This is a genomic window from Flavicella sp., assembly GCF_029238425.1.
Lineage (GTDB): Bacteria > Bacteroidota > Bacteroidia > Flavobacteriales > Flavobacteriaceae > Flavicella.
Genome location: NZ_JAQWGB010000165.1, coordinates 1 through 19,257 on the forward strand (window position 1 = coordinate 1; position 19,257 = coordinate 19,257).

A 19,257-nucleotide genomic window follows, 5' to 3' on the forward strand; every position below is an offset into this window, starting at 1 on the left:
TTAGAAAGTGGACAGTTTCTTTATACGATGGCAGAAAGAATAGGATTCAAAGCAAGTGTCATAGAATCAACAAAAATTCAATAATTATGAAAATCATCAGGTATATATTTTTAGTATTCGTTTATATGCTTTCTTTGAAAGCGAACTATGCACAAAATTTAGAAAAGGTAAAACCGAATGTATTGTTGATTTGTGTAGATGATTTAAGGAATAATTTAGGAGCCTATGGTGATGAACAAGCCATAACTCCCAATATTGATGCTTTTGCAACAAGAGCCGTTGTTTTTAGGAATCATCAAGTTCAATATGCAGTTTGTGGGCCTTCTCGCTCAGCATTGACCACGAGTTTGATGCCTGAAGAAACTGGGGTGATTGGTTTCAAGCCTATTCGAGGAAAGTTGAAAGATGTTAGGTTTTTACCACAATATTTTAAGGAGAATGGTTACGTGACTGCTGCAGCGGGAAAAATTCACGATCCTAGAACGGTGGGAGAAAAAGGAAAAACCACTAAAGATGGAGATGATATCAAGTCGTGGAGCATTCCCTATTTTGCTCCGAAGAATGGACATCATCCTAAAAATATTTCTATGGATGCTTCTGATTTGCCTGATGAAGCCTATACAGACGGAAAAATTCGTCAGGAAGGAATTGCTTTGTTGAAAAAAGTTGCTCAAAATAAAAAGCCATTTTTTTTAGCGGTTGGTTTTAAAAAACCGCACGAGCCTTTTATCGCTCCTAAAAAGTATTGGGATTTATACGACAATACAAAATTTAAAATAGCTGAAAATCAAAATGCCCCAATAGGGAGAGATGATTTGAAAAAATATGTACCCCACGGCAAAGATGTGCAACCAAAATTGAATAAAGAAACAGGTTTACTAGATGAAGATTTTCAATTGGAGTTGAAAAAGGGCTATTATGCCTGTACTTCTTTTGTAGATGCTCAAATAGGAATGCTGCTGGCGGAATTGGATAATTTGGAATTGGCGGATAATACCATCATTGTTCTTTGGGGGGATCATGGGTTGTTTTTAGGAGAACATGGAAGATGGAATAAACATTCTAATTTAGAAGTAGCATCATCTTCTCCTCTGATGATTTCAGATCCGAGGAACGCCAAGGCAAAAGGAGAAACTTTTTCTGCGGTTTCAACAGTAGATATATATCCTACTTTGTGTGAGTTAGCTGGACTAAAAATTCCAGAACAACCTAAGAGCAATTCAAAAGCAACGGGAAGGCCCTTAAAAGGAAGAAGCTTAGTGCCTATTTTAAATGATACAAATGCTCAGGTAAAAATAGGAGCAATTACGGTCTATAGAGGACAACGAGGAATTGGTTATGGATACCGTGTTAAAGGGAAATACCGTTATGTGGAATGGGTGAAAAAAGGCAAAGATAATTTTTATGAATTGTATGATTATGAAGCCGATCCCAACGAGACTATGAATTTAGCTGTGGTTGCAAAAAGTAAATACGAACCTTTGTTGCATAAGTTCTCTAGAGATATTAGAGCGCAAGGGGAAGGAGCAGGTTGCATGGCTTTGTTGCGAAAGGAAGCTTATACAATATCAGAAGAAAACAAAAAAAATATTTTAGTGAGAGATGCCGATAATGATGGCATTCCAGATGATAAAGAAGGTAATGGAGATGCTAATATGAATGGAGTGCCAGATTATTTAGATGCTGATTCTAATTAAAGTTGTCTCTTCGAGTGTTTTCGAAATGAAATGGAGAAAATGTATCGAGAAGCATGTAGATTTTAGTTGAAGTTTTTAAAATATTTATTAAATGGAAAATCTAAGAGTTTGTTTTTTTAAACTGGTGTACGGTTTGTTATTTCTTTTGATTGCATGCCATAACAGCATCCCTGAAAATACATTTTCTAAAGAAAATTTAATTCCTTGGTCCATTGTAGGTTTTGATGTGAAAGAACGGACTCCTGAAGAACGAATTGAAATGATTCAGAATTTAGGATATAAACAATATGGCTATGGACATAGAGTTAGACATATTCCTTCAATGGCGAAAGAATGGAAGCTTGCTCAAGAAAAAGGAATTGAAATCCATAATGTTTGGTTATATATCAACCTTGATAAAGACAAACCAGCCTTTTTAAGGAATCAAAACGAAGCAGTTTTTAAAAATTTAAAAGAAACAAAATTACATACAGAGATTTGGGTGGGCATGGATCCAAAGTATTTTACAAATATCTCTGAGAACGAATCTTTGGAGTCTGCAACTGAAATGATCCGCTATTTGTCCAAACGAGCTCAAGATTTGGGGTGCAAAATTGCCTTGTACAATCATGGTGGTTGGTATGGGGATCCCGAAAATCAACTCAAAATAATACATTCAATTCCTGACCAAGAGATAGGAGTGGTCTTTAATTTTCATCATGCACATGATGCTTTGGAAGTGTATAGTCAAAATATCAAAAAGTTATTGCCTTATCTATGGTGTGTCAATTTAAATGGGATGAAAGCCGATGGGCCTAAAATTATGACTATTGGAAAAGGGAGTTTAGAAAAGAAAATGATTCAAGAATTGACCCATTTGGGTTACACAGGACCTTGGGGTATTTTAGGGCATGTGAAAAGTGGTGATCCAGAAATAATTTTGGAAGAAAATTATCAAGGACTCCAACAATTATTTAAAAATTAGAATTTATAAAATAAAGCGACAACTGCTTGGTTGCCTCTAATCATAAGTCCGTGTTTTTTAACACCGACTTATGATTGCCAGTGTCTAAAATATTCTCATATAATCGGTTGGAAGTAGACCTTATTTGTAGTAATGCTAATTGCTTGCCTTGATGTTTTTTTACAACGTCTAAGTTAGTCCTTCTGTCGTTGGAGATTCTTACTTTCTTTTGTGTACATGTTAGTGATAATAAACTTATTTTCAAAAGTATTGAAAGGATCTCTTGAATAAAGTTATACGGTTACCTAATATATATATACATTCAAAGGTATTGTAAATGCAGTTAATGTTCCTACTCCAATTAATGTTGCGATTGCGATGTTTTTGTAAGTTTTCATAATACTATATTTTGAGTTAATTATTGTCTTCATAATTAAAAGCGAAAGAACATCTAAAAAAACCTAAAAAGAATTTGACTTTTTTGTAAAACTACTGTTTATCAGGTGTAAAGCTGGTAATTTGATAATTAGTGAACTGAATTGGATAGATAGAAAACCTTTTTAAGATGATAATTTCACAATTTTGTATCAACCAAACCAACCAATATGCTTTTTGAAAAATTCAGACATACCAAAGCTTTTATCCTACCTCATGCTTTATGTATGTTTCTAATATTCAGCTGTTCTGAAAAAGATGCTATTCAAGAAGTTTTGAATCCTACCCTTACAAAGCATATTGGTTTTAATATGCGCTGGGGAGATACACCTATAATTACTGAAAAATTAACGACTACTATTTCAAGAATGCAACCTACAATGTTGCGTTATCCTGGGGGTACCATGGCTCATAATTTCAATTGGGAAACAGGTTTGCCTAGTTCACATTCTGATAAAGATGTTGTACATAAAATAGAAGATGTGAAACGTATGGCTGATGCCACGGATACCGATATTGTTTTTGTATTGGATATTGTTCATAGTACCATTGAAAACCAATTAGAGATGCTAAAAGCTTCTAATGTTCCTGTGTTATATGTAGAGATTGGCAATGAATTGTATTCAGATCATTATGAGGAGATATTTCCAACAGGAAAGGCATATGCAGATACTATAAATAATTGGATTCCTAGGATTGAAAAAGAATTTCCAACGGCAAAATTTGGTGTTTCAATGATTGGAAGAGAAGCTGGAAATGAGCGAAAAACAAATTGGAATTCGGATGTATATGCAAATATAACAACAAATGTAGACGCACTAGTTTATCATTTGTATGTAAGAGATGATGAAAGTGTTCAAGATAGAATACATAGATTTTTACCCCATTTTATTGAAGACGAAACAAAAGAACTATGGGTTACAGAATATGGTGCTCATAGTCAATCCCTAGAACAGACCGCTGAACTAGCAGATTATATAGAATCGATTGCAGACATTGCTTTAAGTCATGTGTTGATTTCCCGTTCTGGGCGTTTTAGCAAAATTAACGAAGCATCAGAAATAACAGAAGAAGGATTGCTTTTTGAGAAAAGAGCGACAAAAAACAACCAATATTAATTTAAACCAAAACCATTATGAAATCAATTAAAAGAATTTTATGTATCGCAGTAGTATTAATGTCTATTTCTAATGTTGCAGCGCAGAAGAAAACTTTAGAAGACAAGGCAAATGAGAAAATTGTTCAGATCGATGAATTTATAATGTCTGAAAATGAGAGTTTAGGATTGGCAGAGGAGCAGAAAGAAAAAATGCTAGCCTATCAAGTAACGATGTTGAAAGAAGTAAAAGCAGTGAAATCAGAAGGATTACCTGAAGAAGAAACCAAAGTGAAATTAAAGGCTTTGTATAAAAAAGCTTACAAAGAAATGATTGTTGGAATCTTAAGTAAAGAACAACAATCAGCGTTAAAAACAGCCAAAAAGAAAAGTAAAAATTCATAACTACCCCGATAGATTCCTGAAAAAGTGTTTTACATGTATTTGTAAAGCACTTTTTTTGTTTTCATCTAAGTTTTTTATAACTTAAAACTTTGTACATTAAACTATTACTTAAAACTATATGATATGAAAAAAATTACTCTTTCCCTTTTTTTAATGTTGCCCTTCATGTTGTTTTCGCAAGGCACTTATACATTTGACTTTGAGAATAGTGATCCTCCGAATGATGTGTGGACTGTAAAGTCATCTTTAACCACTTCAATTGGTTCGGGAGATCTCAATTTAGCCTTGACAAATGGCGCAAGTAATCCTATGGTTGGAACATTATCAGGAGGAATAAACGCTGAAGTGTATCGATATGTTGCGATCACTTTAAAAAACCCTTCAGCTCAAGGACCTACTTATATACGATTCTCTTTTCCTAAGAGCCCGAGTGGAAGAAAGTACATAAGTTATAATATTGATAACAATCATAATGACTATAGAACTTATTATTTTGATGTAAGTAGTGAACCAGATTGGGAAAATACGGTGGATGATATGAGATTTCACTTTAAAGCAACTGATAACGCAGACTATGTAGTGCCGGCAGAAGGAATTGAAGTTAATGTAAGTGAAATAGTTTTTCATGAGGTGAGTTATAGTGGCTATGTTCAAAATCCATCCTTTGAAAATGAGTTGGTGGGCTGGAGCATGGACACTGGAACAAGTGCCGCTTTTCAAATTTCGGAAACGGAAGGAGTTGGGGGTAGTAAAGCTGCAGAGATCAGTTATAATGGTACGCTAGCTGCGGGTGATATAAAGTTTGAGAATCCTTATGTGTATGATTTTGAAACTGATATTCCTGAGACGTATTCAGTAACTTTAGATTTCCAACATAAAGGAATAGGAACTGTTGCAGACATACAGGTTTGTATTAAGTTGAGTTATAGTGATGCCATAGGAGGTTCTAAAACTTTTTATCAAGGTTGGGTGAATCCTGGTACTGATTATGCAGTTTCATCTAACGACAGATCACTAGATGATGGGGTTGGAGACGATAATACTTATAAAAGCATCACGGTATTTTTTAGAGCAAAGAATGGTGATGCTACTTCAAAAGTGTATTTAGATGATATTGTAACAAATATTAAAGATGAAAACGGAGATGATGTTTTATCGGTCCCATTGAATGAAATCATAAAAGAGCCATTTTTGGTCTATCCAAATCCGGTGAGAGATATGTTGTATGTAAGTAAAACATCAAAAATTTTAGAAGTTTATGATGTGGTGGGGAATTTGATCACAAGAGAAGATAATACAGATCGTATTGAGGTCGGATTTCTAAAAAGTGGCGCCTATATTCTTAAAAGTCAGGACGAAAACGGAGCAGTTGTATCTAAAGTTTTCATGAAAAAGTAACGATATTATCATATGTTAAGAGCCGCTATCCCAGTAAGATAGCGGCTTTTTGTTGTTGTGACAATTTATAAACCATATCTGACATTAATGAAACCTGATAATAGTATTTGAAGTCTAATTTTGAAATAACAAATCAACTAACTATTAAATATTATTATCATGAAAAAAATTACTCTACTTATTTTATTTGTGCTTCCTTTTACAGCGATGGCACAGTTTATATCAAATAGTACTTTTACCTTAAATGGTGATGGTGGAGCTACAGGAATTACTGACTGGGTTTCAGGTACAACAGGGGCAATAATAGCGCATGACAACACTGTTGGAAATGACGCAGTTGGTTCACTTCAGTTAACCACAGATGATTTAGACGCATCAAAAGCTCATTTCAATGGAATTGCTATTAATACCACAGGTGATTATACCGTAACTTTTTATGTAAAAGGTGTGGCTGGGGATCAATTTAGAGCTCAGATATGGCAATCAGGAGCTTCAGGGACAACAAGTGCATATCAAACAATTAGTTCTACAGACGTTTGGCAAGAGTATTCTCATACGGTAACTTTAACTGCTGGAGCGGGTAATGCAAGTGCAAGACTTTGGGGAGAAGAAGGAGAAAAAATATTTCATTTTGACGATGTGTACTTAACATATAATGCACCTGAGAGTTTTGATTACAGTTTTGATTTTGAAACCGATGGGGATTTTGAAGGTTGGAATGTTACTAATGCAACAGGAACTGTGGCATCTGGTTCTCTAAATATGAACATAACGACATCATCTAACCCCAAAATAGCATTAGATCCATTGTATTATACAATTCCTGCTGATACGTACAATGTTGTTGAGGTAACATTAACAAATAGCTCATCAAATGAATGGTTACGAATAGCTCACCCAAAAGCTTCTGATAATACAAAGACGCTCTATACAGGAACATATATTGCTCCAAACAATGCAAGCCCTCAAACATATAGATTTAATTTAAAAGATAATGATGGGTGGACTGGTAATGTCTCTAATGTTCAGGTTTTAGTTAGAGGAGAGGGGAACTCAAATGCTAGTAGTGGCGATGTAGTTATTCATAGTATTAAATTTATTGAGGAACCAACAGAAATGCATGTATATGAGTTTAATGATGTTACAACTGAAGGATGGCAAATGATTGCGTCCAATGGATATGTATCTGATGTAACAGGTGGTTCTTTGACTTACAATCCTCAGGCAGATAAGTTTGCTAAAATTATACTGGGAGGTCATTATGTAAATACAAATTCAGTGGATGCTATTAGAATTCAATTGACTAATTATTCAACAAGTGATGATCAAATTAAAATAAGTATTGCTAACGGAGGAAGCACTGTTGTTGATATAAATAATTCATCGGAATCTGTAGGAGAAGAAACTGTTGAAATTCCTTTGGTTGGTGTTTCAGGATGGACAGGGAATTTGAGTCAATTGTCTATTTTGTTCTTAGATTCAGCTAGAGGTGATGGTAAATCTGCTGGTGGAGGTCTTTTTGAGATTAACAGAATTGAGTTTTATCAAACACCTACAGCAGGTTTAGAAACCATTGAAAAAGGAAAAATTGCTATATATCCTAACCCTGTAAATGATATTTTAAATGTTTCAGTAGAAACCGCGAACATAGTTGTGTATGATATTTTGGGACAACCTATTGTTTCAGTATCGAATGTAAATTCTTTAAATACTTCAAATTTGAAGAGTGGATCATACATTGCACGAATTACAACACAAGAGGGGGAGATTGTTACGAAAAGATTCTTTAAAAAGTAAAATCGACTTTAAGAAATATAAAAGCATCACCGAAAGGTGGTGCTTTTTTTGTTTTGATAGAAAAGAAACCCATTCTGACGTATTTCAAACCCTATAAAGACCTACATACTCTAGCTTTGCTGTAGATGTTAACTAAAATTCAAAACCAATAGATTATGAAAAAAATTACACTATTCTTATTTTCGATGGTTGCTTTTATAAGTAACGCACAACTGTCTAATGGCGATTTTACGAGCGACGCTAGTGGATGGTCTGTACAAAATGCATCAACTATTTCTTTTGCAGGATCAGAAGGGCAACCTGCAGGTTCATTATTTGTAGAAGCTGCTTCTTCAACAACTTCAGGAGCAAAAGCAAATAGCTTTTCGGTTACCAATGCAGGTGATTATATTATAAAGTTTGATGTAAAAGGAGTTGATGGAAATAAAGTTCAAGCCCAAATATGGCAATCAGGGCCAGGAACAACTACTGGATTGACCTATACTCTTTCCGGTACAGAATGGCAACAGGTTTCAACAACAATGAAAGGTGTGTTAAATTCTACAAATGTAAGTTTAAGGATTATTTCTAAAACTGTAGATGCAGATTTTTATATTGATAATGTAACTTTTGAAGAAGCAACCACTGAAGATGCCTATGTAAGTAACGGGGATTTTGAAAATGGTTTGACAGATTGGTCACAAAATACTACTACAGATTCTAGTATTGGTACCGTTACAGGGAATGGAGGAGGAACAGGAGCTGCTTTAACTTTTTCTCAAGATCAAACAGCTGTAACCTATTTTGATAATGCTGTGTATGATTTTGGAAAAGATATTTCGACAGATAATATAGAAATTACTTTTGATGCAAAATCAACAAATGCTGCTGTTGAGTATCAAGCGGTATTTAAGTTGTTAGATGATGAAGATAATAATTTAGGTTCTTTGTCTTCTGGGACAACAACAGTTGCGGCTGACGGAGGTTGGCACTCTGTGTCTTTTAACAAACCTAATACCATTATTCCTTTTTCAAAAATACAAGTAAGAATTAAGATTAAATCTGGTGCGGTGACTAATGATGTTGTGGCAATTGATAATGTTACTTCAAATTTTTCATATGAAACATTAAGCCTGAGTGATGGCCAAAGACAGGATTTAAAAGTAGAGGTTTACCCAAATCCAGTAAATGATGTATTATATATATCAAAAGATATCGCGTTGGTAGAATTGTACAATGTTTTAGGACAAAAAATTAAAAGTTATTCTAATGCAAATTCTATAGATACTTCAAATCTAAGAAGTGGATCTTATATAGTGAAACTGATTTCAGAAGATGGACTTTCTGCTTCAAAAAGGATATTTAAGCAATAGTTATACTTTTTGTAACTTATAAGGAAGCACTGCATATGCGGTGCTTTTTCTGTTTTTGACATATTTCAAACCCTTGTTGACGATGGTTAGACCTTATCTGAAAAGTTGCATCTTAACTTTGAGAATACTTAAACCCCTTAAAAATATTAGAATGAAAACGATCTTCAAATTATTTATTTTTTGCCTTTGTCTTTCGGGATTTGCACAGATAAATATTCCTAAAATAAAACCAGAGGTACTGGTGTATAAAACAATTGATACGACAAGCTTGCATTTGTATATCTACAAACCAGAAAATTTTGATTCAAAAAAAACATATAATTGTATGGTGTTTTTCCATGGTGGAGGATGGAATGGTGGTAATTATAAAGCTTTTCAACGTCAATCCTCGTATTTAACGAGTAGAGGCATGATCGCCATATCTGTAGAATACAGAATATTTAATGAACATAAAACAAGCCCTTTTGAGGCTGTAAATGATGCAAAGTCTGCCATAAGATATGTGCGTCAAAATGCGAAAAAATTACATATAGATTCTAACATGATTGCTTCGGGAGGAGGTTCTGCTGGGGGGCATTTGGCTGCTGCCTGTGGAAATGTTGAAGGGTTGGAAGAACTAGGCGAAGACTTGTCGATAAGTTCAATGCCCAATGCTTTGGTGTTATTTAACCCCGTTTATGACAATAGTAAAAATGGATATGGTTATGGGAAAGTGAAAGACAGGTATAAAGAAATTTCTCCGCTGCATAATATTTCTAAAGGTGCTCCACCTACCATTGTGTTTTTTGGAACAAAAGATAAAACGACACCGGTAAGTTCTTCATTAGAATATGAGAAAAGAATGAAAGAAGTGGGAAGCAGATGTGATTTGATTTTATACGAAGATCAGCCACATTCTTTTTTTAACAAGAGTCCATATTTTGAAAAAACAGTTTTAGCCATGGATGATTTTTTAGTCTCTTTAGATTATTTAGAAAAAAAATAAAAACCAAAACTAACTATAACTACACCAACCAACTTAACTTAAAATGAAAAGAATCAAATACATACTTTTGTTTTTACTACTCTCTTTGAGTCAAACAAAAGCAAGTTCAATCGCTGATTTAATTCCAGACAATACTGCAACACATACTGCAATAAATTCAGGATCTTGGTTTTCAGCATCCACATGGGATTCAAATACAGTACCAACCTCTGGTGCTATTGTTGTGATTCCATCCGACTATTCTGTAACCTATGATCAAAGTTCTGAGGAACATATTTTTGCGATTAAAGTAAAAGGAACGTTAACGTTGTCTCAAACGAATAGTGCTTCGATAACCAAATTAATCGTTGATACTTTTACGGGAACCATGATGTCTAAAATATACATTCATGCCAATGGAGCAACCGATGGAAATATTGATGTTGTTTTTAAACCTTTTGATATAGAACAGCATAAAGATCCTTTAGAGAAAATATATTCTTTGGACTGGAATGAGAATGCGAAAACGTATTTTAAAGACCAAGAACTTCATTACAAGGTTATTTATAAAATGACTACAACGGGGGATGTTGATCGATTTGATACTGCAGCTGAAGGGAATGCAAATACTGCCTTGTCAGAATATTCTTCTGTGGCAATAGATGATGGACCTGGAGTATATGGACGTTCAAGTTGGGATGCTGAACAGCTTTCTTTGGGCCTTGCTACTATGGGACAAATACAGGTGTTAGGAAAAGAAAAAACAACCAAAGTGAAATTAGCTTCTGATGCAGCAAAAGCTCAAAAAACGGTAAATTTAGAAGTCGCTCCTTTAGGTTGGTCTGCCGGAGATGAATTGGTCATTACTAGTGGAGGAAACATGAATACGGTTTCTCGAGGAGTAGATCAAAAGAGGATTGGCTCTATAAGTGGAACTGTATTGAATACTTCTACAAATGTGAACTTTAATCATGAGGGCAGACCTGCAGAGGATTTGCATTGTTTTGTAGGGAATTTGACCAGAAATATAACGTTTTCATCAGCAGATATTTCTGAAGTTTCAAGAAGAGGACATGTGATGGCAATGCACAACCCTGAAGATGTTCAATTTCGTTATGCACAATTTAAAAATTTAGGAAGAACCGATAAATCCAGGGTTGCAGATGATTTTATTTATGATCAATGGTTGGAGCCAAAAGTTTTTACTTCCAAGTTGTCAGCACTAGGACAGGAATGCATGCAGCTGAAAAAAGCAGATGCTAATAAAGTAACCAATAGCAGAGGTAGGTATTCTATTCATTTGCATAGAACAGGTGCCAAAAATGGAACCAAAGCGGCCTATGTTGAAGGAAATGTGGTTTGGGGAAATCCAGGTTGGGGAATTACCCATCACGATTCTCATGCTGAGATTGAAAACAACATTGTGTATGATGTAACTGGAGCAGGAATTGTTTCTGAAGCAGGAAATGAAACTGGTTTTTGGGATGATAATTTGTTGGTAAAAATAACAAAGGCAAGACCAGGGACGGAGGATGCATATACTCCTGTGGAAGGAGAAAATTATTTTGATCCAGATTTTTACCATTCGGCATTGTTCTATGATGATTATTTATTTAGGGGAGAAGGATTGGGTATGAGAGGCCGCGCGGTCGTTTGCAGAAATAATATCATCACAGATTCAAATTTTGGTGTGGGAGTAACCAATATAAATCCTGTAAAAACAAATTTGTTTCGAGTAGATCCAGATGCGTTAAAAGTATTAAGACCTACTCATCAAGTGGATCATTTTCCGTTGGATGTGAATGGTTATAGTATAGAGGGGGATAGTATCATGCCGGTAGAAGTCGCTCTTATTGTTGAAAATACGGTGGTCATTAATAGCTATAATTCAATGAATTCCATTGAGAGAGATATGGCGGTTAATCATGAGTCAAGATCTGTTTTCGATGGATTTAAGTCTTGGGGATGCAATATTGGATTGCAACTAACCTATCAGGCAGATTATTCTTTTAAGGATGTTTATATTTCTGGAAAGGGGAATAATTCTAGAGGGATAGATATGTGGAAACATTCCTCTAATCATACTTTTGAAAATATTAAAATTGAAGACTGTCTGGCTGCAATTCGAGTTTCTAAAGTAGTTGGGCTGGGTACGGATTACCTTCAATTAAAAACAAGAAATAATGGGTTTACGCAATGGAGTTTTATAAATTATACAGAAAATAATGTAACGAATCATTATCAAATTGAATTGGATACTGACGGAGGGACTTATAATTATACGGAGCATTGTGATAATGTTGTTTATTTAGAAACTGCTGATGTAATGGCAAATAGAGAATTGGCTTTTACAATAACAGACGAAGCAGATTTAGAGGTGGATGTAGCAACTGAGGATTTTAGATTTGAGGTGGATGGTTATATTTCTGATGGAATAGGATCTTATAATTATGGGATTAAATCGGCTTGGGCACAAGGAAGTTTGCGCTTTGATTATCCACAACGTATTTATGAGTTTGTTTCCAAAGAAAAATTTGAGGAGTACCTTACTGCTAACAATGTTTATAAGGACGCTTCTAACGGAGATCAGTTGTATTTTATTATCAATGAAGTAGTACCAGATCGACTTTCTTTTGAATATAAAAGTTTTCCTATTCGAATTAATATTCTAAACGCTAATACATCTTTGCCACCCTATTCAGGAGCTATTTATGAAACGGAAATGGAACTCGCTCCTTTGGCTCAATTGGTAAGTTTAAAAGGGACAGCTACTCAGAGTTCTACATCTACTACTGAGTCTTTTGAGGGTTTGATCATTGAAACACCAGCTTCTAGAGCGATTGATGGGAATACAAACGGAAGATTGCATGCCCAGTATTTTCAAAAAGGTTTGGTTGATGTAGGATCTTCATCATATACCACTGAAGAAACTGAACCTTGGTGGGATTTGGATTTAGGTAATGCCTATAATATTGAATCCATTGAAGTATGGGGAACACAAAACTTAAATGGATCTGCCATTGCTACTACCTCAGAGAATTTTAAGAATTTTTACGTGCTTATTAGTGATGAGCCTTTTGGTGATGTAGATTTGGAAACAGCAAAAACCAATGCGTTGGTTTATTATTACCGAGGAGCTACTGGCTCTCGACTATTTTCACAAACAGGTATTACCACCAAAGGGAGATATGTGAGAGTTCAAGCGGAAGGAACTACTACATTGAGTTTGGCCGAGGTAAGTGTATTGGGTAGAGAAGATGGAAAAAGATATTGCGATTTTATTGAAGATGGAGGTACCGTGGTTAATGGCGATTTTGAATGTGGTTTTGATTCAAATTGGGAGTTTACCTTATCTGGTACGGCTGCGGCAACTAATTTTGATGGCGCGGAAGAGTCTTATGAAGGAGAACATAGTCATGGTATAACTGTCAGTGCCGGTGATGGTCATAACAAGGCGGCCTTAAAGAATACAATCTATAAAAATAACTTGAATACTAAAACGCTAAAATTAAAGAGTTATGCAAAGTCAACCAATGCGGGGGCAACATTTAGATATCAAATATCAATTAAAAGCACTGAAGGAGTAACAACAAATAAAACCTCACCAATAATGAATGTAGGAACAAATTATAGTTTGTTTGAATATGAAATAGATATTGAAGAAGATACGCAAGAAGTGCAACTTAAAATAAACTTAGGGAAAGATCCTGGGACTTATTATTTTGACAATGTATCTTGTCTTATTGAAGGCAGTTTGTCTGTTCCTAACGATGAAAATGATGCTCAGAAGTTTGTTCTTTATCCAAACCCTGTAAAGGAGGTCTTATATCTTAAAAATTATTCAAATATAGATTCCTTAGCCATAGTGAACACCACAGGCCAAATGGTAAAACAATATAGAGTTTCTACCGGTCAGATTGCTATAGATGGGTTGCAAGAGGGAGTGTATCTAGTAATTGTTACCACCAAGAGTGGAGTGAAACTCTCTAAGAAACTAGTAGTTTTGAAATAGGGATCAATGATTTAAAAAAACGCCTAGGTTCCATGGTGAGCCTAGGCGTTTTTTTATTTAGAGATGCATGTACTAAAATTTTCATGAAGCATAGTACTTAATTCTATGACCTTTTTTTGAAACTTAGGACTTTCTGCAATGTTTTGATTTTCATCAGGGTCTAATTGATGATCGAATAATGTTTTGCCGATTGTTTTATGTGTTTTCAGGTTGATATATTCTGTGTAACTGAAGTTTTTTGTTTTCAGGGTAAATCCATTTCCTTTTTTCGTAAAAACAAATTCTTTAGACGGTTTTGATTTAGATTTTAACAAAGAATAGAAACTTTTACCATCAAGTTGATTTTCAGGAGTTTCTAACTCACACATTTCAGCTAGAGTAGGATATAGGTCTACCAATTCTACCAAACCTGATACTGTTCCCTTTTTATGTTTGGGAGTTTTGATGATCATAGGGACATGTGAGGTTAATTTATGGTTTGTGAATTTTGCCCACTCTCCATGCTCTTCCAATAAACACCCATGATCTGATACTAAAATAACCACTGTATTTTTGTCAAGATCTAATTCTTTTAGGGTAGCCGTTATTTTCCCTATCAACGCATCTACGTAGCTAACAGTTGCATAATATCCGTGTATAAGGCTCAATGCTGTTTGCGAATCCACAGTACCTTCTTTGGGGATATTATTGTAGGCTCTCAATTCGTAATAATTTCCTTTGGCAATTTCGGGGATGTTTTTTTGAGCGTAGTTGTTCTTTGGGTGCTGAATTGATGAGGTGTCATAAAGATCCCAATACTTTTCTGGCGCATTGAATGGTAGATGATTTGAAATAAAACCAGCTGTTAGGAAAAATGGTTTTCCAGAATCTTTTAAATGATGTAAATCTCTCAATACCTTTTGTGTCATCAAACCATCTATATAAGTTGAATCAGGTACAGCAGCTTTTTCATAAGCAGGACCATTACCTGTTTCTAAATAAGTGTTTTTATTCTCTGTAGTTTGATAATCTTTCCAAAGTGATTGCCAATAATCAGTGGGACTTAAGTTTTGTGGATTTGAGTCAAAAGCATAAGGTCTGTAAATTTCGTCCCAGTCCTCTGTATTGTCATCCAAATGGTGGTATACTTTCCCATTAGAAATTGTGGTATACCCGGCATTTTTAAATAGTCTCGGCAGACTTATTGCTTTAGGTACTTCTTTGGATGCAAAAGTGTTGTAGTTTAAAAAGCGTTCGTAATTGGGGTACATTCCCGTTAACATGCTGGCTCTTGATGCTCCACAGACGGGTACATTGCAATAAGCATTTTTAAAAAGTATCCCTTCGTTGGCAAGCGCGTCAATATTTGGAGATTTGATATATGTCTTTCCGTAACAGTTCAGTTCCGGGCGAAGATCGTCCATATATAATAACAAAATATTTGTTTTTGTGTTGGTTTGAGCTCCAACAAATTGAAAGGGAAAATAGAAAAATAAAAAGAAGAGGAGTAGATAACGCATAGTTGTGTATTATATATTATCTCAAAAATAAAAACAAACTAGAATCATTAGGTCTTGCTATTGTCTGTTTGGGTTTGATCAGCAACTAATTTAGGGAATAGGAAAACCAAGTGCCGCTCCAAAACCAACGGTATATAACCAACACCCATAAATGGCATGTTCTATAGATACGATCCATAAAGATTTGGTCTTTGTGTAAGTATATGCAAAAACAACTCCGCCAATAAATGTAATTCCGCTTACTAATATATTGTTGAAAAAAATATGCCCCAATGAAAATACTAATGCATTTGATAGAATGAGTGCATTGGAATTGGGGAACAGTTTTTTGTATCGACTAAAATAAAAGCTTCTATAAATAATTTCTTGAGGTATTACAGATAGAAAGGTATAGATAGCAATAAATGTAATCCACATTTTAGGATTTATCCTGACTACATTAAATAGAGAATCTGGGTCTGATATTTTTAAATAAACAATTGTAATCAATATAAGGCCAAGTAAATTTAGTCCTATTTGAATTCCTATTCTTTTATGATAGGACTGAAATGGTTTTTTTGGGAATGGATATTTGTTTTTGATCAAATAGGTGATTTGGATAATAAAAAAGAAAGCTCCGAGACCAATTTTTAGATAAATAGGGTAATCAAAACAAAAAGAAATGGGGAGTATGATGAATAAAAGGACATATTCAGCAGCTAATAGTGTTTTATTCATAGAAATTATTTGTTTTTATTCCTTTAAAAATAAGAATTTTGTTCCGTTTTTTTGATTTTTTATTGTAGTTTCAAGCGAAACTGATTTTTAATAGTTTGGAGTTTGTCATACAGCAACTAAATATTTGATTTTAACATATAAATTATATGTTTTTATCGTTCGGGGTAAAATAGAACATATTGTAGGCAAATTCGGCAATTTGTTTTTCTAAGAATGCCTCTATCTTTGAAGTATAATTAAAAACAAATAATTATGAAAAACACAATTAAAAAATTAATGGCAATGAGCATTTTACTAGTGGGACTAGTAGCAAATGCTGAGAATGTGGATCCGAAACCAGTAATGGAAGTAACATCTGTGAATGCAGACAGATTTGTGGTATTTGTTGAAGAATTAGAAGGTACAACGTTTATTCAGATAAAAGACGATATGGGAGTATCCATGTATAGAGAAAAGGTAAAAAGTGGTACTGCCTATAAAAAGATGTATGATCTTTCAACAATACCGAACGGTACTTATTATCTGAAAATAGTAGATGATGCTAATAGTAGAATTTACTCAATTGTTAAAAAGAACGATCGTCTGGTAGTCAAAGTAGATTTTGATTCACCAAAAATCGACAAAAAGGTACTGGCAATATTAATGGATTAAAAATACGTTTAGTTTAGTTTAGTTTAATTTGGTAAAAAGGGGCAACTGTGTTGGGTTGCCCCTTTTTTATGTTTTAGGGTTTTTGTTGGAGTTTTACGCTACTATATATGAAAGTAATTTTAAAACATTTATATCATGAAAAATTTAATTAAAAAAACAATTGAATTTGTATCCTTCTGTTGGGAGTAACAGCAGGTGCAAACAGTATTGAACCGACTGAAACTGTTAGAGTAAGAGCTGTTGATGAGGAATACGTATCCTTAGCTTCTGTTTCTATTGAAGAAAAAACAAAAATTCAAATAAAAGATATGGAAGGTGTAGTTTTGTATACAGAAGAATTTGAAGTTGGAAATACCTATAGGAAAAAGTTAGATATGACGGATTTGCCTTCTGGAGTATATTATTTAAAGGTGGTTGACGGAAAAAAAGCAACAGTCTATACCTTGGAAAAAAGTTATGAATCTTTAGAAGTTGATAAAAAATTTGAATCACCGACTATCGATCAAGAAATGCTGAATATTCTAAAAGATTAGTTAGAAATTTATAATGTAAAAGAGGAACCCAATTGGGTTCCTCTTTTTGGTTTGGTAATGAATCAAATTAATTCCGACTCAAGCATAGCAAACTGTAACACCTTTTTTATGAAATTTATAGGTGGCAATGCTGAGTATCTCTACAAAAGACTAATCTATTAATAAGGATTTAAAAGTGATAACCCGTTGGTTTTTTACCATCTCGAGTATCGTTGTATTTTTTTAATAAGTAGTTTACTTTTCTCTGATATCTTTTGTTGTTGATTAGATTGAATTCTTCATGTTCCCAAACATTTTCATTTAAATTGAATAATGCTACGGGTGTTCTGGTAGCATCCGATTTGTCTTTTTTGTCAAATTGAATGATTAGTTTCCAACCGTTTTCAATAATCATGGTTTGTTTTGCGGATCCTCCTTGTAACATTACAAAAGGATGAGTTTTTGCCTTTTTCTTTTGTTCTAAAATAGGAAGTAAGTTGTAAGAATCTGTCGCTTCGTTTTCTTCCAGTTTAACTCCAGCAATTGCGGCAATGGTAGCAGAAATATCTAATCCTAAAACCGGCTTGTTTGTTTTTGCATTTCCTTTGATTTTACTTGGCCAAGAAACGATAAATGGAACGCGACTTCCTCCCTCATAGGGATCGTTTTTACAGCCTCTGTAGATATCACTAGGCTCGTGTCTTGCATTCCAGGTGTCACCATCAATATGCAATCCTCCGTTGTCTGATGTGAAAATAAAAACAGTGTTTTCATAAACTCCTTGTTTTTTTAATTCTTGAACCAACATTCCCATTTGAACATCCAATTCTTTGATCATGTCCATGTGTTTAGAAGGTGTGGTGCCGGCAATTTTAATTCCATTCAACTCATCCGCTGGGGTATGCGGAGTGTGTACAGCTTGGGAGCAATAATATATAAAGAAAGGTTTGTCTTCCTTCGCCTTTTTTGAAATATAATCTACCGCTTTGTTTACCAAAAGTGGACCGATTTGTTTAGGGTTCCATTTTGAATCTCCTAAACCTTGATTTTTATCTAATTCAATGCCTAAGCTTTCCATATATAGTTTGTTTATAATTCCAATCTGAGAATCTTTTCTCAACGGAAACCATTGGTCATTTTCATAAACAGCATAGGGAACATTTTGAATCCCCGAAGGTAATGTGAAGCTATAGTCAAAACCGTTTTGCATTGGTCCACCTCCAATAATTTTCTCGATATTTAAATCTAAATCGATTTTGTTTTTATTTCTGGTTCTATAGGGTTTGGTTGGGTTGGAATGTCTTCCAAAGTCTGTCCCTAGATGCCATTTGCCAATAAAAGCAGTTTGATAATCAGCTTTTTTCATCAATCTTCCCAAAGTCATGGTCTCAGGAGTAAAAACGGATTCCGCATAACCGCTCCATACTCCCCAAGGTAATGGACTTCGGTAATTATGATTCCCTGTCATAATAGCATACCGAGAAGTTGCACATAATGCCGCTGGGGCGTGGGCATTTGTAAAAAACATTCCTTCAGTGGCAAGTTTGTCAATATTTGGAGTTTCAATTTTTATTGCATCTGTATGCAAACTTCTATATTTTGAAATATCACCGGTTCCGACGTCATCTGCCAAAACAACTATAATGTTTGGTGCTTTTTGAGCCGATAATTGAATAGATAATAGAAAGAATGCTACAAATTGAATGAATTGTTTTTTCACAATAGTTTTGTTTAAATATTTTGTAACGCAAGATACATCTCCTTGTTTGAAAAGAGTTA

Annotated in this window: 14 protein-coding genes; 11 read left to right on the top strand and 3 right to left on the bottom strand. The window is 34.4% G+C overall.

Features of this window, described 5'->3' with window-relative positions:
• The 9 genes from P8H68_RS11220 to P8H68_RS11260 all read left to right on the top strand — a co-directional run.
• The coding region (locus P8H68_RS11220; protein WP_300325027.1) for a sulfatase at positions 1-1,697 on the top strand (1,697 nt) is incomplete at its 5' end.
• A 91-nt stretch (positions 1,698-1,788) separates the two neighbouring features.
• Positions 1,789-2,661, top strand: coding sequence for a TIM barrel protein (locus P8H68_RS11225; RefSeq protein WP_300325030.1), 873 nt, complete (start codon positions 1,789-1,791; stop codon positions 2,659-2,661).
• Between the two features lie 584 nt (positions 2,662-3,245).
• Complete coding sequence (locus P8H68_RS11230) at positions 3,246-4,193, top strand: glycosyl hydrolase (protein WP_300325033.1); 948 nt, start codon at positions 3,246-3,248, stop codon at positions 4,191-4,193.
• A 17-nt stretch (positions 4,194-4,210) separates the two neighbouring features.
• Positions 4,211-4,576, top strand: coding sequence for a hypothetical protein (locus tag P8H68_RS11235; RefSeq protein ID WP_300325036.1), 366 nt, complete (start codon positions 4,211-4,213; stop codon positions 4,574-4,576).
• 123 nt (positions 4,577-4,699) lie between these two features.
• Complete coding sequence (locus P8H68_RS11240; protein ID WP_300325039.1) at positions 4,700-5,974, top strand: T9SS type A sorting domain-containing protein; 1,275 nt, start codon at positions 4,700-4,702, stop codon at positions 5,972-5,974.
• A 159-nt stretch (positions 5,975-6,133) separates the two neighbouring features.
• Positions 6,134-7,771, top strand: coding sequence for a T9SS type A sorting domain-containing protein (locus tag P8H68_RS11245; protein ID WP_300325042.1), 1,638 nt, complete (start codon positions 6,134-6,136; stop codon positions 7,769-7,771).
• 155 nt (positions 7,772-7,926) lie between these two features.
• Positions 7,927-9,123, top strand: a complete 1,197-nt coding sequence (locus P8H68_RS11250; protein ID WP_300325045.1) for a T9SS type A sorting domain-containing protein — start codon at positions 7,927-7,929, stop codon at positions 9,121-9,123.
• A 151-nt stretch (positions 9,124-9,274) separates the two neighbouring features.
• Positions 9,275-10,108 carry an alpha/beta hydrolase fold domain-containing protein gene (locus P8H68_RS11255; RefSeq protein ID WP_300325048.1) on the top strand — a complete coding sequence of 278 codons (834 nt, stop codon included), beginning with the start codon at positions 9,275-9,277 and terminating at the stop codon, positions 10,106-10,108.
• Positions 10,109-10,151: 43 nt separating this feature from the next.
• The gene (locus P8H68_RS11260) at positions 10,152-14,099 is read left to right on the top strand and encodes a T9SS type A sorting domain-containing protein (RefSeq protein WP_300325051.1); all 3,948 of its coding nucleotides are present in this window, start codon (positions 10,152-10,154) and stop codon (positions 14,097-14,099) included.
• Positions 14,100-14,152: 53 nt separating this feature from the next.
• On the opposite strand, the gene P8H68_RS11265 is transcribed toward P8H68_RS11260, so the two are convergent.
• Positions 14,153-15,598 (bottom strand): sulfatase, encoded by a 1,446-nt coding sequence (locus P8H68_RS11265; RefSeq protein WP_300325054.1) that lies wholly within the window; start codon positions 15,596-15,598, stop codon positions 14,153-14,155.
• A 90-nt stretch (positions 15,599-15,688) separates the two neighbouring features.
• Positions 15,689-16,315: a CPBP family intramembrane glutamic endopeptidase gene (locus tag P8H68_RS11270; RefSeq protein WP_300325057.1), complete on the bottom strand. Its 627-nt coding sequence runs from the start codon at positions 16,313-16,315 to the stop codon at positions 15,689-15,691.
• A 252-nt stretch (positions 16,316-16,567) separates the two neighbouring features.
• Here P8H68_RS11270 and P8H68_RS11275 point away from each other — a divergent pair, with 252 nt between their 5' ends.
• Together P8H68_RS11275 and P8H68_RS11280 are read left to right on the top strand one after the other, a co-directional pair.
• A complete protein-coding gene (locus tag P8H68_RS11275) occupies positions 16,568-16,966 on the top strand; it encodes a hypothetical protein (RefSeq protein WP_300325060.1) in 399 nt (132 codons plus the stop codon).
• A 179-nt stretch (positions 16,967-17,145) separates the two neighbouring features.
• Positions 17,146-17,499 (top strand): T9SS type A sorting domain-containing protein, encoded by a 354-nt coding sequence (locus P8H68_RS11280; RefSeq protein WP_300325063.1) that lies wholly within the window; start codon positions 17,146-17,148, stop codon positions 17,497-17,499.
• A gap of 169 nt (positions 17,500-17,668) precedes the next feature.
• On the opposite strand, the gene P8H68_RS11285 is transcribed toward P8H68_RS11280, so the two are convergent.
• Positions 17,669-19,198: an arylsulfatase gene (locus tag P8H68_RS11285; protein ID WP_300325066.1), complete on the bottom strand. Its 1,530-nt coding sequence runs from the start codon at positions 19,196-19,198 to the stop codon at positions 17,669-17,671.
• Positions 19,199-19,257: the final 59 nt, after the last annotated feature.